Origin of the sequence: Streptomyces sp. NPDC014676 (genome assembly GCF_043084105.1) — a bacterium.
Lineage (GTDB): Bacteria > Actinomycetota > Actinomycetes > Streptomycetales > Streptomycetaceae > Streptomyces.
The window spans coordinates 22,954-37,165 of the sequence record NZ_JBIBZI010000004.1 but is presented as its reverse complement, the minus strand read 5'-3'; the positions used below and the strand labels follow the sequence as shown (position 1 = coordinate 37,165).

The window sequence follows — 14,212 nt, the reverse complement described above, 5'->3', positions numbered from 1 at the left end:
CCCTGTTTCACGTGAAACAGGGCCCCGGGCCTTTGGTCACAGCGGCAGTTTGAAGCCCATGTGAGAGGCCGTGAAACCGAGGCGCTCGTAGAAGCGGTGGGCATCGGTCCGGGTGTTGTCGGAGGTCAGCTGGACCAGTTGGCAGCCCTCGCGGCGGGAGACGTCGATCGCCCACTCGACGAGCCGGCTTCCCAGGCCGCTGCCGCGCTCGTCCGCGTGGACGCGGACCGCTTCGATGATCGACCGGGTGGCGCCGCGGCGGGAGAGCCCGGGAACGACCGTGAGCTGAAGTGTGCCGACGACGCGGCCTTCGCGGACCGCGACGACCAGGTGCTGGTTCGGGTCGGCGTCGAGCCGCTCCAGAGCGGTCAGGTACGGGCTGAGGTCATCCGGCGACTCGCGCCGCGCGCCCAGGGGGTCGTCCGCGAGCATGCCGACGATCGCGGGGACGTCGTCGGCGACCGCGGCGCGTATTTCCAGATCGTTCATGTCGGCACCCTACGCGGGCACCGGTGCCTTCAGCGTTTCCACGGCCCGGACCAGGGGAGCGAGGTCGGGGTCCTCCGCCGCCGTGTCGAGGGCCTCGCGCAGGGCCGTGTCATTGGTCGGCCGCGCCTCGTCCAGCAGCTTGAGACCGGCCTCGGTGACGTTGGTGTAGATGCCCCGGCGGTCGGTGGGGCACAGGTAGCGCTCCAGCAGTCCGCGGTCCTCGAGACGGGTGACCAGGCGCGTGGTGGCGCTCTGGCTGAGCACGACCGCGTCGGCGACCTGCTTCATCTGCAGATGGCCCCCGTCGCCGTCGTGCTGGCGGCTCAGTACGTCGAGCAAGGAGTACTCCCGCACGCTCAGATCGTGCCGGGCCTGAAGGGCGCGCTCGATGTGGGCCTCGATCCTCCCGTGCAGCAGGGAGAGTGCGCACCAGCCCTGAGCGAGGGCGGTGAGTGCGGGATCCGTGGCTGTCATGGGCGTTCCCTCCGTCCAGGAGCTGCTGACACCAGGGTAGAGCAAGCACGCAATATACGGCGCTTGCAAATAGTCGGCGTCTGCAATTATTGTTAAAGCACGCAAAGCGCTCCTGCAATCTTCTGGGAAGGTCTGTCCTCCATGCCTCTCGCGCTTCTGGCCCTCGCGATCGGGGCCTTCGGCATCGGAACCACGGAGTTCGTGATCATGGGCTTGCTGCCCGAGGTCGCGGGTGACTTCGGTGTCTCCATCCCCACGGCCGGCTATCTGGTGACCGGCTACGCGCTGGGCGTCATGCTCGGCGCCCCGCTGATGACCGTGCTCGGCACCAAGGTCTCCCGCAAGCGGATGCTGATGCTGCTGATGGGGTTGTTCATCGTGGGGAACCTGCTGTCCGCGCTGGCTCCGTCCTTCGGCCTCATGCTGACCGGGCGGGTGGTCGCCTCACTGGCGCACGGCGCCTTCTTCGGTATCGGCTCGGTGGTCGCGGCCGACCTGGTCGCCCCGGACAAGAAGGCCGGAGCCATCGCCCTGATGTTCACCGGACTGACCGTCGCCAATGTCGTCGGTGTTCCGCTGGGCACGCTCATCGGCCAGTCCATCGGCTGGCGGGTCACCTTCGGCATCGTCGCCGCCCTCGGCGTCGCCGGCCTGGCCGGTATCGCCAGGCTGGTCCCCGACATGCCCAAGGCCGAGGGCGTACGGCTGCGTCATGAACTGGCAGCCCTGAAGAACGTCCAGGTCCTGCTCGCCATGGCGATGACCGTTCTCGGATTCGGGGGCGTCTTCGCGGCCATCACCTACATCGCGCCGATGATGACGCACGTCGCCGGTTTCGCCGACGGCTCCGTGACCTGGCTGCTGGTCCTCTTCGGCCTCGGAATGGTCGGCGGCAACCTCATCGGCGGCAGGTATGCGGACCGCGCCCTGATGCCCATGCTGTACCTCTCCCTGGGTGCCCTCGCCGTCGTCCTCGCGCTCTTCACCCTGACCGCGCACAACAAGATCGCCGCCGCCGTCACCATCGCCCTCATCGGCGCCCTGGGATTCGCCACGGTGCCGCCCCTGCAGAAGCGGGTCCTCGACCAGGCGCACGGAGCCCCCACCCTGGCCTCGGCCCTGAACATCGGCGCCTTCAACCTCGGCAACGCGTTGTCCGCCTGGCTCGGCGGCCTCGTGATCGGGGCCGGCCTCGGCTACACCGCGCCCAACTGGGTCGGTGCCGTTCTCGCCACGAGTGCCCTGGTGCTGGCATTCGTCTCGGCCGCTCTCGAACGCCGCGACACCCAGCCCGGCACCGTGCTCGCCGACCCGGTGCCCACCGAGCGGCGGACCGCCGTCCCCCACTGACCCACAGGGCCGGCAGGTACGGGGCCAGGGCCGTCCCCGCATCCGCCGGCTCCTCACTCCGGCACTACCGACGTCACCCGCACCACAAGGAGAAGCACCTCATGAGCACCACCACCGCCGTCGCCCCGCTCACCATCGCGGAAGCCGAAGCCCTGGTCACCACCGCACGTCAGGCCGCCGAGGCGGCCGGTGTCACGGTCAGCGTCACCGTCCTCGACGCGGGCGGACACCTGCTCGCCTTCCGCCGGGACGACCGCGCCGTGCTGATCTCCGGGGAGACCAGCACCCGCAAGGCGTACACCGCGCTCCAGTTGAACGCGCCGACCGTCGACCTCGTGGACGCCGTGCAGCCCGGAGGGCTTTTCCACACCCTGCCCACCGCACTCGACCGGCCGCTGCTGTTCATCGCCGGGGGCGTGCCCGTCCGGCGTGACGGGCGGCTGATCGGTGCGATCGGTGTCGGCGGTGGCGCCCCGGAGCAGGACCATGCCTTCGCCACGGCCGCCGTGGAGGCCCTCGTCTGACGACGACGTCCACCGGATGTGACGACGCCGACCCCGAAACACGGGGTCGGCGTCGTCACATCCGATGGTGGTCAGGCCGCAGCGACCGTCACCGGGGCGAACCGCCGGCTCCAGTCTCCGGGCAGCTCTGTGATCCCGTACGTCATGACGGCATTCGACACGACGGATGCCAGCCCGTGTGCCTTCGCCCAGTTCAGCAGCTCTTCATGCCGCACATCGATGTCGGTGCGCAGCGGCCGGTCGGTGTGGGCGGCGAGCGAAGCGAGCAGTGCCTTGGCCGTCGCCGTGTCGCGGGCGATGAGCGGGCCCACCACATGGGTGTCCATGTTGGGCCAGGCGGCCGCGTAACCGATGATCCGTCCGCCCTCCTCGGCGACGCGCAGCTGATCGGCGAAGGCGGGCAGACGGGTGACGATGTGCGTCCGGTCGGCACCGAACACCTCCTCGTCGAGCCGGACGACCGAGGGGAGATCCTCCGCGGTCGCGGCCCGGGTGGCGACCTCCGGCCGGTCACCGGTGGGGACGAAGTGACCGCGCAGCATCTCGGCACGGCCGGTGACCTTGAAACCGAGTTCTTCGTAGAGGGGCCGGCCGAAAGGGGTCGCGTGCAGGGTGAGGGGTGTGGTGCCCATCGCGGAGACGACGTGACGCATGAGCCGGCGTCCCACGCCCCGGCGGGCATGCCGTTCGGCGACCAGGACCATGCCGACGGCCGCGAGAGAGGGCTGTTCCCGCGGCCCGTACTCGGTGACGACACAGGCGGCCACCAGGCCGCCGTCGGGATCGTCGATCCCGTAACCTTTCCCGGCCGTGAGGAGGAGGCCCCACTTGTACTCCTCCCGTGACCACCCCCGGTCCTCGGACAAATCGGCGCAGGCGGTGAGGTCGCGGAGCGTCAGGCGGCGGATGGGCAGAGAGGCAAGGGAAGGTGTCGGCACGCAGGTCAGGCTGTCTGACAGAAGGCTTCGGCGTCCACCTGTTTCAGGAGACTCGTGCGAGCTTTTGGCCATACCGCGATCACGGAGGGAGCACGGACACGGGCGCGGGATGTTTCACGTGAAACATACGGGAACGGCGCGTGGCTGCTTCCTCCGGGCGAAGGAAGCAGGAGCCGTTAACCTCGTCGCTCATGGCGAGGCTTCATCTCTTCGATCTCGACGGCACCCTGCTCCCCGGCACCTCGGCTCCCGTGGAGATCTCGCGGCAACTGGGACTGGAAGCCGAGACAGCGGCCCTCGACCGGGCGATCTCGTCCGGCCTGATCGGACCACCGGAGTACGCCACACAGGTGCACACGCTCTGGGCGGGCCTCACGGAGGCGCATGTGGCGGCGGCGTTCGAAGCGGCTCCGTGGCTGGCCCGTATCCGCGAGGTCTGGGCGGAGCTCACCCGGAACGGTGACTACTGCGCCGTGGTCTCACTGTCCCCGTCCTTCTTCGTGGAGCGGCTCACCGACTGGGGCGCGCACGCGGCGTACGGCTCTCGCTTTCCCGCCGTGCCGTTCAGGGAGCCTGTGGACCCGGCCGGCGTCCTCAACGCGGCGGCCAAGGTCCGGATCGCCGATCGTCTGTGTGCGGAGTTCGGGGTGACCCGCGCGGACTGCGTCGCCTATGGCGACTCGCTGTCGGACAAGGACCTGTTCGGTGCGGTGCCGGTCTCCGTCGCGGTCAACGCGGACCGGCATCTGACCGGCCTCGCGACCCACTCCTACATGGGGCGGGACCTCTGGGAAGCCTACGAACTGGTGCGGGCCGCGTAAGGGTCGGCGTTATCCCAGGTCGGGGGCGTGCATGGCACGTACGCCCTCGATGTTGCCGTCCAGGTAGTGCCGCAGCGACAGCGGTACCAGGTGAACGGAGGCGATCCCGACGCGGGTGAACGGCACACGGACGATCTCGTACTCGCCGACGGGTTCGTCGACCTCCGGGCCGTGGCGCAGGGACGGGTCCATGGACTCCAGGCGGCATACGAAGAAGTGCTGCACCTTCACGCCGGTGGCGCCGCCGTCCTCGCCGATGTGCTCCACGGTGTCGACGAAACAGGGCACCACGTCGGTGATCTTCGCGCCGAGCTCCTCGTACACCTCACGGTGCAGGGCGTCCACGACGGTGGGGTCCTCCGGCTCCACTCCGCCGCCCGGGGTGAGCCAGTAGGGATCCATGCCTGGTTTGGTGCGCTTGATCAGAACCAGGTTCTCGCCGTCCAGCAGAACGGCTCGGGCGGTGCGCTTGACCACGGGTCGGACGGTCATGGAGGAAATGTGGCCCGGTTGGTTCCACGTGAAACATCACGGGAGGCCGGCGGCCGGCTTCCCGTGGTGGGACACCGCACCGGCGGGTCAGCACCAGCCGGTGGCCGCCCGCTCCAGCCACTCGTGGGCCCGCGCGATGTGCGGCATCGCCAGCGTGCCGGTGCGGACCACCAGGAAGTACGTGCGCAGCGGAGGCACCGTCGGTTCGTGCAGAGCCACCACGTCACCTCGCTCGAGCGCACCCGCGCACAGGTAGCGGGGTAGTACCGCCAACCCCGCTCCCGCGGCGGCGCAGGCCAGCACCGCGCGTAGATCCGGGACGATGACGGTGCCCGGGGCGACAGGGCGGGAGTCGAGGACGGAGGCCCAGTAACGGGCGACGAAGGGCAGCGACTCGTGCACCTCGACCACGGGGACGTGTTCCAGGGCTGAAGGGCCCGTGTGGCGGAGTGGGCCGGGGCCGATCCGCTCGGCCCAGCGCGGGGCGGCGACCAGGACGTGTTCTTCGTCGCAGAGCGCAGTCGCCGAGAGCAGTGCGCCGCGTGGGCGGACCGTGCTGATGGCCAGATCATGATGTCCGGCGGCCAGCCCCTCCAAGGTTTCCTCGGCGGTGCCGAAGGAGGCGCGCAGGGCGAAACCCTGGCCGTCCTCGCCGGTCAGCTCCGTGAGCGCGGGCAGCGCCCGTTCGGCGGTGAACTCCGGAGGGCCGGCCAGATGCAGTGTCCGCAGGGAGGAGTCCTCCTCCAGCCGGGACTCGGTGATCTCCACCAGGGCGTCGAGGTGCGGTGCCGCCTTGTGGGCGAGCTCGTCCCCGATGGTCGTCGGTGTCACACCGCGCGCCTGCCGGAGGAACAGGGGCCGCCCCAGTTGCCGTTCCAGTGTCCGTATCTGCGAGGTGACGGCCGGTTGGGAGAGGCCGAGCAGGGCGGCGGCGCGGGTGAAGGAACCGGCCCGGTGCACGGTCACGAAGGTCCGCAGCAAGGCCAGATCCACGCCACACCCTCCCTCGCCGGACCGGCTCCGGGCCCGGACGTCCAACTATAAATAAGTCGATAGGTCGCTGTCGCTACTGTGATTGGACACTGACACTGAGTCAACTAGCCTTGGTCGCGCGGTTCTTCGCGCGCGGAACCGAGGACGGTCCGAGCCACGAGGGGGGAGGCTCGGACCGTCCGCCGCAGAGTGCCGGGCGCCTGCCGGCCCGGCCGGTCAGCCGGCTGACGCGTCCAGGGCGCGCAGTACGTCCGCGACCAGGTCCTCCGGGTCCTCGGCGCCTACGGAGAAGCGGATGAAGCCCTCCGGCACCGCGTCCCCGCCCCAGCGTCCGCGCCGCTCCGCCGTGGACCGTACGCCGCCGAAGCTCGTCGCGTCGTCCACGAGCCGCAGCGCGTCGAGGAAACGGTCCGCACGCGCGCGCGTGGGCAGCGTGAAGGACACCACGCACCCATAGCGCCGCATCTGCTGCGATGCGATCTTGTGCGAGGGGTCGTCGGGCAACCCCGGATAACGCAGCCCCGTGACCTCGGGCCGCTCCCGCAGCGCCCGGGCGAGCGTCAGCGCGGTGGCGTTCTGCCGGTCGACGCGCAGCTGGAGCGTGGCGATCGAGCGGTGCGCGAGCCAGGCCTCCATGGGCCCCGGAATGGCGCCGACGATCTTGCGCCAGCGGCGGACGGCGGCCATGGCCTCGGCGTTCCGGCCGGTGACGTACCCCAGGAGCACGTCACCGTGCCCGGTGAGCTGCTTGGTACCGCTGGCCACCGCGAAGTCGGCGCCGAGCTCCAGCGGACGCTGGCCGAGCGGCGTCGCGAGGGTGTTGTCCACGGCGACCAGGGCACCGCGCGCGTGCGCCGCCTCGGCCAGCCGTCGTACGTCGCACACGTCGAGCCCAGGATTCGAGGGCGTCTCGATCCACAGCAGCTTCGCGCCGTCGAGGACCTCGAGCTGGGCGTCGCCGCCCGTCGGCGCGGTCCGCACCTCGATGCCGTACGTCTTCAGCTGGTCCCGCACCAGGGGCAGGGCCTGGTAGCCGTCGCTCGGCAGGACGACCGCGTCCCCGGCGCGCAGCTGGGAGAAGAGCACCGAGGAGATCGCGGCCATGCCCGAGGCGAACACCAGGGTCTCGACGTCGTCCCGGCCGGGCGCCTCCAGCTCGCCGATGGCCCGTTCCAGCAGCGTCCAGGTCGGGTTCTCGTCCCGGCCGTAGGTGTACGGGCCGGTGGGGTCACCCGGCAGGTGGAAGTGGGCGGCGAACACCGGCCCGGGCAGGGTCGGCTCGTGCTTGACCGGCTCGGGCAGCCCGGCCCGCACCGCGCGGGTGCCGTCGCCCGCCCCGTCCGGCAGCGCCGGCCCGTGGCCCGCGCCCGTCGTCGAATCGTTCATGCCGCTCGTCCTTCCACCTTCTCACGTACCGCGGCGAGCAGTCCGGTGCTCGCCGCCTCCACCATCTCAAGACACGCGTCGAATCCGTCCGCGCCCCCGTAGTAGGGGTCCGGTACGTCGAGATCGTCGCCGGCGCCGGGATCGTAGGAGCGCAGCAGTCGCACCTTGTCCGCGTCCCGTGGTGTGGGCGCGAGGCGGCGCAGCGCCCTGAGGTGGCCGGAGTCGAGCGCGATGACGGCATCGAGGCGGGCGAACCAGGACGGGTCGAACCGCCGGGCCGTGTGGCCGGCGTCGTAGCCGTTCTCCCGCAGCACGGTCACCGTGCGGGGATCGGCGCCCTCGCCCTCGTGCCAGCCGTCCGTACCGGCGCTGTCCACCTCGACCAGACCGTCGAGTCCGGCCTCCGCCACTCGCGCGCGGAAGACGGACTCGGCCATCGGGGAGCGGCAGATGTTGCCGGTGCAGACGAAACAGACGCGGTAGGTCATCGGCTTCAGTCCCCGTCGGGCAGGACGACGTTGAGCGCCCAGGAGACGACGGAGATGATCAGGCCGCCCAGTACGGCGGTCCAGAAGCCCTCCACGTGGAAGCTCAGGTCGAGCTGGTCGGCGAGCCAGGAGGTGAGCATCAGCATCAGCGCGTTCACCACCAGGGTGAACAGCCCGAGCGTCAGGATGAGCAGGGGGAGGCTCAGCAGCTTCACCACCGGCTTGACCAGGAAGTTCACCAACCCGAAGATCAGCGCGACCAGGAGCAGCGTGCCGATCTCCTTGCCCGTGCTGTCACCGGTCAGGGTGATGTCGTCGAGCAGCCACACCGCGACCGCCAGGGCGCCCGCGTTGGCGATCGTCTTGACTAGGAAATTCATCATGTGTCTGATCGTGGCAGACACGATCGGACTCGGGCAGTGAGGCAGGGGCGGGACAGGCGATGAAGGCATTCAGGCTGGACGAACTGGAGGCGGAGCGCGCCGCCAACGACGGGGCATACCTGCAGTTCCTGCGCGAGCGGAACATGTCGGTCGGCCTCTACGCCCTGGACGCCGGCGCCCAGGACCCGCAGCAGCCGCACAGCCAGGACGAGGTGTACTTCGTCGTCAGCGGCCGCGCGGCGATCACCGTCGGCATGGAGACCACCCAGGTGGCACGCGGCAGCGTCGTGTACGTACCGGCCGGAGTGGCCCACAAGTTCCACCACATCAGCGAGGACCTGCGGGTTCTGGTGGTGTTCTCTCCCCCCGAGAGCTGAGGAGCGCCGTCGGGGTTCCCTAGGGGAACGGTCAGGGGCGGGCAAGGGATCCGAGGCCCCCGCCGGAGCACCCGCCGCCCTAGCATCGAGGGCGGGACATCATCGACACGACCCGGCACGCGGCGGGCGGAGAGGTAAGGGCGAGGGCGATGCGAGAGATCTTCGCGGGACTGCCGTGGTGGGTGAAGTGGATCGCGGTGCCGGTCATCGCCCTGGTCGTGTTCGGCGGGCTGATAGCGAGCGTGGTCGGCTTTGTGATCGGTCTGCTCTTCAAGCTGCTGGTCTTCGTGGCACTGGTCGGCGGACTGATCTACGTCGTACGGAAGTTCACCTCGAGTTCCTCGTCGCGCAGCGACTGGTGAACCGAGGGGATCCGGTGAAGCGGTAACAGGAATCACCGGTTCCCTCGGGCGGGGGAAGTTTCTCCGGCGGGCCGTCCGCACGCGGTGACAGCCCGTTAGAGTCCGGAACTCGACGCGGGGACGGTCCCCGCGAGCGGCGACCCCCACCCGTGTTCCCCGCACGGGCAGCCCCCTCGCGTTTCGGGAGTGACCCTTGGCCACGACTGGCACCGGCTCCGCGCAGCTGCCCGCGGTCCCCTCGCAGCCCCGCTCGCCGGTGCCCCCCGCACCGCCGCCCACCGCGACCCTCATCGGCTCCGTCCAGCGAGCCATGCGCCTGCTGGAGACCGTCGCCAGGCATGGTTACGGGGCTCCCGCCAAACAACTGGCCCGGGAGACCGGACTGGCGCTCCCCACCACGTACCACCTGCTGCGCACCCTGGTGCACGAGGGCTATCTGCGCCGGGACAAGGGGCTGTTCTTCCTGGGGGAGGCGGCAGAGCGGCTGAGCAGCAGCGGAGCGGAGCAGAAACGTCGCAGCACGGTGGTCGACACCCTCGCCCACTGGCGGGACGCGATCGGCGCACCCGTGTACTACGCCGTGTACCGCGAGGGCGAGATCGACGTCGTCTGCGTCTCCGACACCCTCGCCCATCCCGCGGTCGAGGAGTGGGCCGACTTCCGGGAGACCGGCCACGCCCACGCGATCGGCCAGTGTCTGCTCTCCCAGCTCGACGAGGAGGCGCGCCGCGATCACCTCGACCGCCATCCCGTGTGGCCCCTCACGCCGTACACCGTGCGCGACGGCCACAGCCTGCTGAGGCGCCTGGAGCGGATGCGGCGGATGGAACCGGTGATGGAGCGTCAGGGGTACGTGCTGGGCACGGTGTGCGCGGCGATCCCCGTCACCGTCGGATCCGTGGCCGCGGCGGTGGCCATCTCGCTGCCCACGCACCAGGCCGACCGGCTCGTCCCCGCGGCGCGGCGACTGCAGGCCGAGGTGGAGCGCTTCGTCGGGTCACTCACGCTGTCTATCAGTATCTGAAAACTCACTCCTTGTGATCTGCTGTGTACGTTCAGCAAGATTCCCTCTGGTGTCAGGGTCCATGCCCGGCCAGTCCGTGGCGAATGACGGGGTAGGCGATGCGCGAATCCGTACAGGCAGAGGTCATGATGAGCTTTCTCGTGTCGGAGGAGCTGTCCTTCCGCATCCCGGTGGAGCTCCGCTACGACACCTGTGATCCTTACGCCGTGCGACTGACCTTCCACTTGCCGGGGGACGCCCCCGTGACCTGGGCGTTCGGTCGGGAACTGCTGATCGACGGCGTCGGCCGACCGTGCGGGGAGGGCGACGTACGCGTCTCGCCGGTGGACCCCGACGCGCTGGGCGAGGTGCTGATCCGGCTTCAGGTCGGCAGCGACCAGGCACTGTTCCGTTCGTCGACCGCACCGCTCGTGGCCTTCCTCGACCGCACCGACAAGCTGGTGCCACTGGGCCAGGAGGGGGCTCTCGCCGACTTCGACGCCCACCTCGACGACGCGCTGGACCGGATCCTGGCGGAGCAGAGCGCCGGCTGAAGCGTTACGCCAGGCGGGTGGACCGGTGGCGGAACGCTTCAGCGCGCTCCGCCCGCCGCACAGGACGTCAGCGCTTACGGCGCCTGCCCCGCCCACCGCGCCCCACGGCCGGCCGTGCGTCCGGTGCCGGCCCGGTCCCCTGCGCCCGTGCCTGAGACGTCGGGCGGTCGGCCGAGACCACCAGCGCGGCCAGGGCCGTGGTCACCGGCACCGAGGCGACCAGGCCGATCGAGCCGATCAGGGTGCGCACGATCTCCTCCGCGACCAGCTCGCTGTTGGCGACCGTCCCCACGCCGCTCTGCGCGATGGAGAACAGCAGTAGCAGCGGCAGCGCGGCGCCCGCGTAGGCGAGGACCAGCGTGTTGACCACGGACGCGATGTGATCGCGGCCGATGCGGATGCCCGCGCGGTACAGCCCGCGCCAGCCCGTCGACGGGTTGGCCTCGTGCAGCTCCCAGACCGCGGACGTCTGGGTGACCGTCACGTCGTCGAGGACACCGAGCGAACCGATGATGACGCCGGCCAGCAGCAGACCGCTCATGTCGATCCCGGGATACAGCCCGTGGATCAGACCGGTGTTGTCGTCGGTGTTGCCGGTCAGCGCGGCCCACCCGATGAACACCGAGCCCAGGACGCCGATCAGCAGCAGCGAGATCAGTGTGCCGAGCACCGCCACCGACGTGCGCGCCGACAGCCCGTGACACAGGTACAGCGCGATCAGCATGATCGCGCTCGCCCCCACCACCGCCACGACCAGCGGGTTCGCCCCCTGCAGGATCGCGGGCAGGATGAAGAAGTTGAGCACCAGGAAGCTGATCGCCAGCGCGACCAGCGCCATGACGCCGCGCAGCCGCCCCACGGCCACGACGGCGAGCGCGAAGACGCCCGCGAGCAGTGCCAACGGGAAGCGCCGGTTCACATCGGTGACCGAGTACTGGAGATCCTCGGGCGCGGAGGGCTCATAGGCCACCACGACCTTCTGGCCCTCGCTCAGCTGCCGGGACTGGTCCGGCTGCACGATCTCGTTGAACGTACGGCCCTTGTCGTCACCGGTGTCGACCCGGATCGTGGCCTTCTTGCAGGTGCCGTCCGCCTGCTGCTGGGCGGACGAGCCCTCGGCGGTGGAGGTGTCGCCGGTCGGGACGCCTCCGGAGGCGTTGACGGACTGGCAGCTCAGCTCGACCACCTTGGTGACCGTGGCGTGCTGCGTCTGCCGGTCGAAGCCGACGCCGGTGCGTTCGTGCGCCGGGGCACCGCCCGGCCACAGTACGGCGAGCCCGATCAACACCGCCGCCGCGAACGGGATGAGGATCGCCGCGATGACCTTGCGCAGGTGCTGGGAGACAGGCGCCGCCGGGCCGTGACCGTGGCTGTGCCCGTGCCCATGGGCATGGCCGCCGCCGTCTCCGGCGCCGGGCGGGCGCGACGGTTCGGGCGGTGGGAACGGAGGAGGTTGAGTGGGGGTCACCGCCCGATCATCGCAAGAACGGGGTGGGCCCTCTGTTCACCGCGCCAGAAATGACGCTAGCGTGGAGTCGCTTTTGTACACGCGGGAGCTCGGAGCACCGGGCTGAGAGGGCGCTGACCTCCGTCCCAGCGACGTTTCACATGAAACATCACCGTAGGTGAGTGATGTTTCCCACGGAACGTCGACAGACGGAAACCGCTGCGTCGACCGCCGAACCTGTTACCGGGTAATGCCGGCGTAGGGAGTAGGTCTCATGACCAACAAGGACGCACGCACGCCTGCCTCCACGCAGAACCCGACGGAGACGTCGGTGGACGGGGAGGCCGGGAAGTCCATCGGCTGGCACAAGGCGTACGTCGAGGGCACACGCCCCGACCTGCGGGTGCCGGTCCGTCAGGTGCACCTCACCAACGGGCAGTCGGTCACGCTGTACGACACATCGGGCCCGTACACCGATCCGCTCGTCGACACCGACGTCCGCCGGGGCCTGGCCCCGCTGCGGGAGAACTGGATCGTCTCCCGCGGCGACACGGAGGAGTACGCGGGCCGCCCCGTCCGTCCCAAGGACGACGGGATCAAGCACACCTCTCCGCGCGGGGGCCTGCGCAACCTGGACGCCGTGTTCCCCGGCCGGCCGCGCCTGCCGCGCCGGGGCCGCGCCGGCCGGGCGGTCACACAGCTCGCGTACGCGCGCCGCGGTGAGATCACGCCCGAGATGGAGTACGTGGCGATCCGGGAGAACGTCGCGCCCGAAGTGGTCCGCGAGGAGATCGCGGCGGGCCGGGCGGTGCTGCCGGCCAACGTCAACCACCCGGAGATCGAGCCGATGATCATCGGCAAGCGGTTCCTGGTGAAGGTCAACGCCAACATCGGCAACTCGGCGGTGACGTCCTCCATCGAGGAGGAGGTCGAGAAGATGACCTGGGCGACCCGCTGGGGCGCCGACACGGTCATGGACCTCTCCACCGGCCGGAACATCCACACCACCCGGGAGTGGGTGCTGCGCAACTCCCCCGTCCCCATCGGCACCGTGCCGCTCTACCAGGCACTGGAGAAGGTCGACGGCCGGGCCGAGGAACTGACCTGGGAGATCTACAAGGACACGGTTGTCGAGCAGGCCGAACAGGGCGTGGACTACATGACGGTCCACGCGGGCGTGCGCCTGGCGTACGTGCCGCTCACCGCGAACCGCAAGACCGGCATCGTCTCGCGCGGCGGCTCGATCATGGCCGCGTGGTGCCTGGCGCACCACAAGGAGTCGTTCCTGTACGAGAACTTCGAGGAGCTCTGCGAGATCCTCGCCGCGTACGACGTCACGTACTCGCTCGGCGACGGCCTGCGGCCCGGGTCCATCGCGGACGCCAACGACGAGGCGCAGTTCGCGGAGTTGCGCACGCTCGGGGAACTCAACACGGTCGCGAAGCGTTTCAACGTACAGACCATGATCGAGGGCCCGGGACATGTCCCGATGCACAAGATCAAGGAGAACATCGACCTTCAGCAGGAGATCTGCGATGAAGCCCCGTTCTATACGCTCGGCCCGCTGACGACGGACGTCGCGCCCGCATACGACCACATCACGTCCGGCATCGGTGCCGCGATGATCGCCTGGTGGGGCACGGCCATGCTCTGCTACGTCACGCCCAAGGAGCACCTGGGCCTGCCCAACCGTGACGACGTCAAGACCGGCGTCATCACCTACAAGATCGCCGCCCACGCCGCCGACCTCGCCAAGGGCCACCCGGGTGCCCAGGAGTGGGACGACGCGCTGTCCGACGCCCGCTTCGAGTTCCGGTGGGAGGACCAGTTCAACCTCGCCCTCGACCCGGACACGGCACGCGAGTTCCACGACGAGACCCTGCCGGCGGAACCCGCCAAGACGGCCCACTTCTGCTCGATGTGCGGTCCGAAATTCTGTTCGATGAAAATCTCCCAGGACATCCGTCGTGAACACGGCGGAAGCCGGGACGAGATCGAGGAGGGGATGGCTCAGAAGTCGAAGGAGTTCGCGGAGGCGGGCAATCGCGTGTATCTGCCGATCACGAACTGAGCGTTCACCGCGGACGGCGTGGGGGCGGTGCCCGTCGTGGGTACCGTTCCCGCGGGGCGG

17 protein-coding genes and 1 riboswitch are annotated in these 14,212 nt (G+C 69.8%); of the genes, 8 read left to right on the top strand and 9 right to left on the bottom strand.

The genetic code is table 11. The features are described 5' to 3' along the window. Positions 1-36 precede the first annotated feature (36 nt). Entirely contained in the window at positions 37-489 is a 453-nt protein-coding gene (locus ACF1DX_RS12820) for a GNAT family N-acetyltransferase (RefSeq protein WP_391791226.1), read from the bottom strand. A gap of 9 nt (positions 490-498) precedes the next feature. Beyond that, positions 499-963, bottom strand: coding sequence for a MarR family winged helix-turn-helix transcriptional regulator (locus ACF1DX_RS12815; RefSeq protein WP_391791225.1), 465 nt, complete (start codon positions 961-963; stop codon positions 499-501). Positions 964-1,104: 141 nt separating this feature from the next. Between ACF1DX_RS12815 and ACF1DX_RS12810 the strand changes: the two genes are divergently transcribed. Both ACF1DX_RS12810 and ACF1DX_RS12805 read left to right on the top strand, forming a co-directional pair. After that, positions 1,105-2,313, top strand: coding sequence for an MFS transporter (locus ACF1DX_RS12810; protein ID WP_391791224.1), 1,209 nt, complete (start codon positions 1,105-1,107; stop codon positions 2,311-2,313). Positions 2,314-2,414: 101 nt separating this feature from the next. Then, entirely contained in the window at positions 2,415-2,837 is a 423-nt protein-coding gene (locus ACF1DX_RS12805) for a heme-binding protein (protein ID WP_391791223.1), read from the top strand. 71 nt (positions 2,838-2,908) lie between these two features. On the opposite strand, the gene ACF1DX_RS12800 is transcribed toward ACF1DX_RS12805, so the two are convergent. Further along, positions 2,909-3,775 carry a GNAT family N-acetyltransferase gene (locus ACF1DX_RS12800; RefSeq protein ID WP_391791222.1) on the bottom strand — a complete coding sequence of 289 codons (867 nt, stop codon included), beginning with the start codon at positions 3,773-3,775 and terminating at the stop codon, positions 2,909-2,911. 191 nt (positions 3,776-3,966) lie between these two features. Here ACF1DX_RS12800 and ACF1DX_RS12795 point away from each other — a divergent pair, with 191 nt between their 5' ends. Next, on the top strand, positions 3,967-4,596 hold the full coding sequence (locus ACF1DX_RS12795) for an HAD family hydrolase (protein ID WP_391791221.1): 630 nt from the start codon (positions 3,967-3,969) through the stop codon (positions 4,594-4,596). Between the two features lie 9 nt (positions 4,597-4,605). On the opposite strand, the gene ACF1DX_RS12790 is transcribed toward ACF1DX_RS12795, so the two are convergent. The 5 genes from ACF1DX_RS12790 to ACF1DX_RS12770 all read right to left on the bottom strand — a co-directional run bounded on the left by ACF1DX_RS12790 (position 4,606) and on the right by ACF1DX_RS12770 (position 8,338). Continuing rightward, on the bottom strand, positions 4,606-5,088 hold the full coding sequence (locus tag ACF1DX_RS12790) for an NUDIX domain-containing protein (protein ID WP_030857124.1): 483 nt from the start codon (positions 5,086-5,088) through the stop codon (positions 4,606-4,608). An 87-nt stretch (positions 5,089-5,175) separates the two neighbouring features. After that, positions 5,176-6,081 (bottom strand): LysR family transcriptional regulator, encoded by a 906-nt coding sequence (locus ACF1DX_RS12785; RefSeq protein ID WP_391791220.1) that lies wholly within the window; start codon positions 6,079-6,081, stop codon positions 5,176-5,178. A gap of 216 nt (positions 6,082-6,297) precedes the next feature. After that, a complete protein-coding gene (locus tag ACF1DX_RS12780; RefSeq protein ID WP_391791219.1) occupies positions 6,298-7,467 on the bottom strand; it encodes a cystathionine gamma-lyase in 1,170 nt (389 codons plus the stop codon). Beyond that, positions 7,464-7,955, bottom strand: coding sequence for a low molecular weight protein-tyrosine-phosphatase (locus ACF1DX_RS12775; RefSeq protein ID WP_391791218.1), 492 nt, complete (start codon positions 7,953-7,955; stop codon positions 7,464-7,466). Before ACF1DX_RS12775 ends, ACF1DX_RS12780 begins: the two co-directional genes overlap by 4 nt. A gap of 5 nt (positions 7,956-7,960) precedes the next feature. Next, positions 7,961-8,338, bottom strand: coding sequence for a phage holin family protein (locus ACF1DX_RS12770; RefSeq protein WP_073933356.1), 378 nt, complete (start codon positions 8,336-8,338; stop codon positions 7,961-7,963). Between the two features lie 59 nt (positions 8,339-8,397). Between ACF1DX_RS12770 and ACF1DX_RS12765 the strand changes: the two genes are divergently transcribed. The 4 genes from ACF1DX_RS12765 to ACF1DX_RS12750 all read left to right on the top strand — a co-directional run bounded on the left by ACF1DX_RS12765 (position 8,398) and on the right by ACF1DX_RS12750 (position 10,634). Beyond that, the gene (locus ACF1DX_RS12765) at positions 8,398-8,715 is read left to right on the top strand and encodes a cupin domain-containing protein (protein WP_004929283.1); all 318 of its coding nucleotides are present in this window, start codon (positions 8,398-8,400) and stop codon (positions 8,713-8,715) included. Between the two features lie 149 nt (positions 8,716-8,864). Next, on the top strand, positions 8,865-9,077 hold the full coding sequence (locus ACF1DX_RS12760; protein WP_030857134.1) for a DUF5326 family protein: 213 nt from the start codon (positions 8,865-8,867) through the stop codon (positions 9,075-9,077). Positions 9,078-9,270: 193 nt separating this feature from the next. Beyond that, complete coding sequence (locus tag ACF1DX_RS12755; protein ID WP_391791217.1) at positions 9,271-10,101, top strand: IclR family transcriptional regulator; 831 nt, start codon at positions 9,271-9,273, stop codon at positions 10,099-10,101. Between the two features lie 98 nt (positions 10,102-10,199). After that, positions 10,200-10,634 carry an SsgA family sporulation/cell division regulator gene (locus ACF1DX_RS12750; RefSeq protein WP_030857138.1) on the top strand — a complete coding sequence of 145 codons (435 nt, stop codon included), beginning with the start codon at positions 10,200-10,202 and terminating at the stop codon, positions 10,632-10,634. Positions 10,635-10,701: 67 nt separating this feature from the next. Here ACF1DX_RS12750 and ACF1DX_RS12745 read toward each other — a convergent pair whose 3' ends face one another. Then, positions 10,702-12,102, bottom strand: coding sequence for a YibE/F family protein (locus ACF1DX_RS12745; RefSeq protein WP_391791216.1), 1,401 nt, complete (start codon positions 12,100-12,102; stop codon positions 10,702-10,704). 71 nt (positions 12,103-12,173) lie between these two features. Continuing rightward, positions 12,174-12,363, top strand: a riboswitch (TPP riboswitch). On the opposite strand from ACF1DX_RS12745, the gene thiC reads away from it, so the two are divergent. Then, positions 12,356-14,152 (top strand): phosphomethylpyrimidine synthase ThiC, encoded by a 1,797-nt coding sequence (thiC, locus tag ACF1DX_RS12740; protein ID WP_391791215.1) that lies wholly within the window; start codon positions 12,356-12,358, stop codon positions 14,150-14,152. (Overlaps the previous riboswitch by 8 nt.) The last annotated feature ends 60 nt before the right edge of the window (positions 14,153-14,212 follow it).

What these genes read in the sequence shown, in the direction of transcription:
- ACF1DX_RS12820 (WP_391791226.1), bottom strand. Translation starts at nt 489, where the DNA reads ATGAACGATCTGGAAATACGCGCCGCGGTCGCCGACGACGTCCCCGCG.
- ACF1DX_RS12815 (WP_391791225.1), bottom strand. Translation starts at nt 963, where the DNA reads ATGACAGCCACGGATCCCGCACTCACCGCCCTCGCTCAGGGCTGGTGC.
- ACF1DX_RS12810 (WP_391791224.1), top strand. Translation starts at nt 1,105, where the DNA reads ATGCCTCTCGCGCTTCTGGCCCTCGCGATCGGGGCCTTCGGCATCGGA.
- ACF1DX_RS12805 (WP_391791223.1), top strand. Translation starts at nt 2,415, where the DNA reads ATGAGCACCACCACCGCCGTCGCCCCGCTCACCATCGCGGAAGCCGAA.
- ACF1DX_RS12795 (WP_391791221.1), top strand. Translation starts at nt 3,967, where the DNA reads ATGGCGAGGCTTCATCTCTTCGATCTCGACGGCACCCTGCTCCCCGGC.
- ACF1DX_RS12790 (WP_030857124.1), bottom strand. Translation starts at nt 5,088, where the DNA reads ATGACCGTCCGACCCGTGGTCAAGCGCACCGCCCGAGCCGTTCTGCTG.
- ACF1DX_RS12780 (WP_391791219.1), bottom strand. Translation starts at nt 7,467, where the DNA reads ATGAACGATTCGACGACGGGCGCGGGCCACGGGCCGGCGCTGCCGGAC.
- ACF1DX_RS12775 (WP_391791218.1), bottom strand. Translation starts at nt 7,955, where the DNA reads ATGACCTACCGCGTCTGTTTCGTCTGCACCGGCAACATCTGCCGCTCC.
- ACF1DX_RS12770 (WP_073933356.1), bottom strand. Translation starts at nt 8,338, where the DNA reads ATGATGAATTTCCTAGTCAAGACGATCGCCAACGCGGGCGCCCTGGCG.
- ACF1DX_RS12765 (WP_004929283.1), top strand. Translation starts at nt 8,398, where the DNA reads ATGAAGGCATTCAGGCTGGACGAACTGGAGGCGGAGCGCGCCGCCAAC.
- ACF1DX_RS12760 (WP_030857134.1), top strand. Translation starts at nt 8,865, where the DNA reads ATGCGAGAGATCTTCGCGGGACTGCCGTGGTGGGTGAAGTGGATCGCG.
- ACF1DX_RS12750 (WP_030857138.1), top strand. Translation starts at nt 10,200, where the DNA reads ATGCGCGAATCCGTACAGGCAGAGGTCATGATGAGCTTTCTCGTGTCG.
- thiC (WP_391791215.1), top strand. Translation starts at nt 12,356, where the DNA reads ATGACCAACAAGGACGCACGCACGCCTGCCTCCACGCAGAACCCGACG.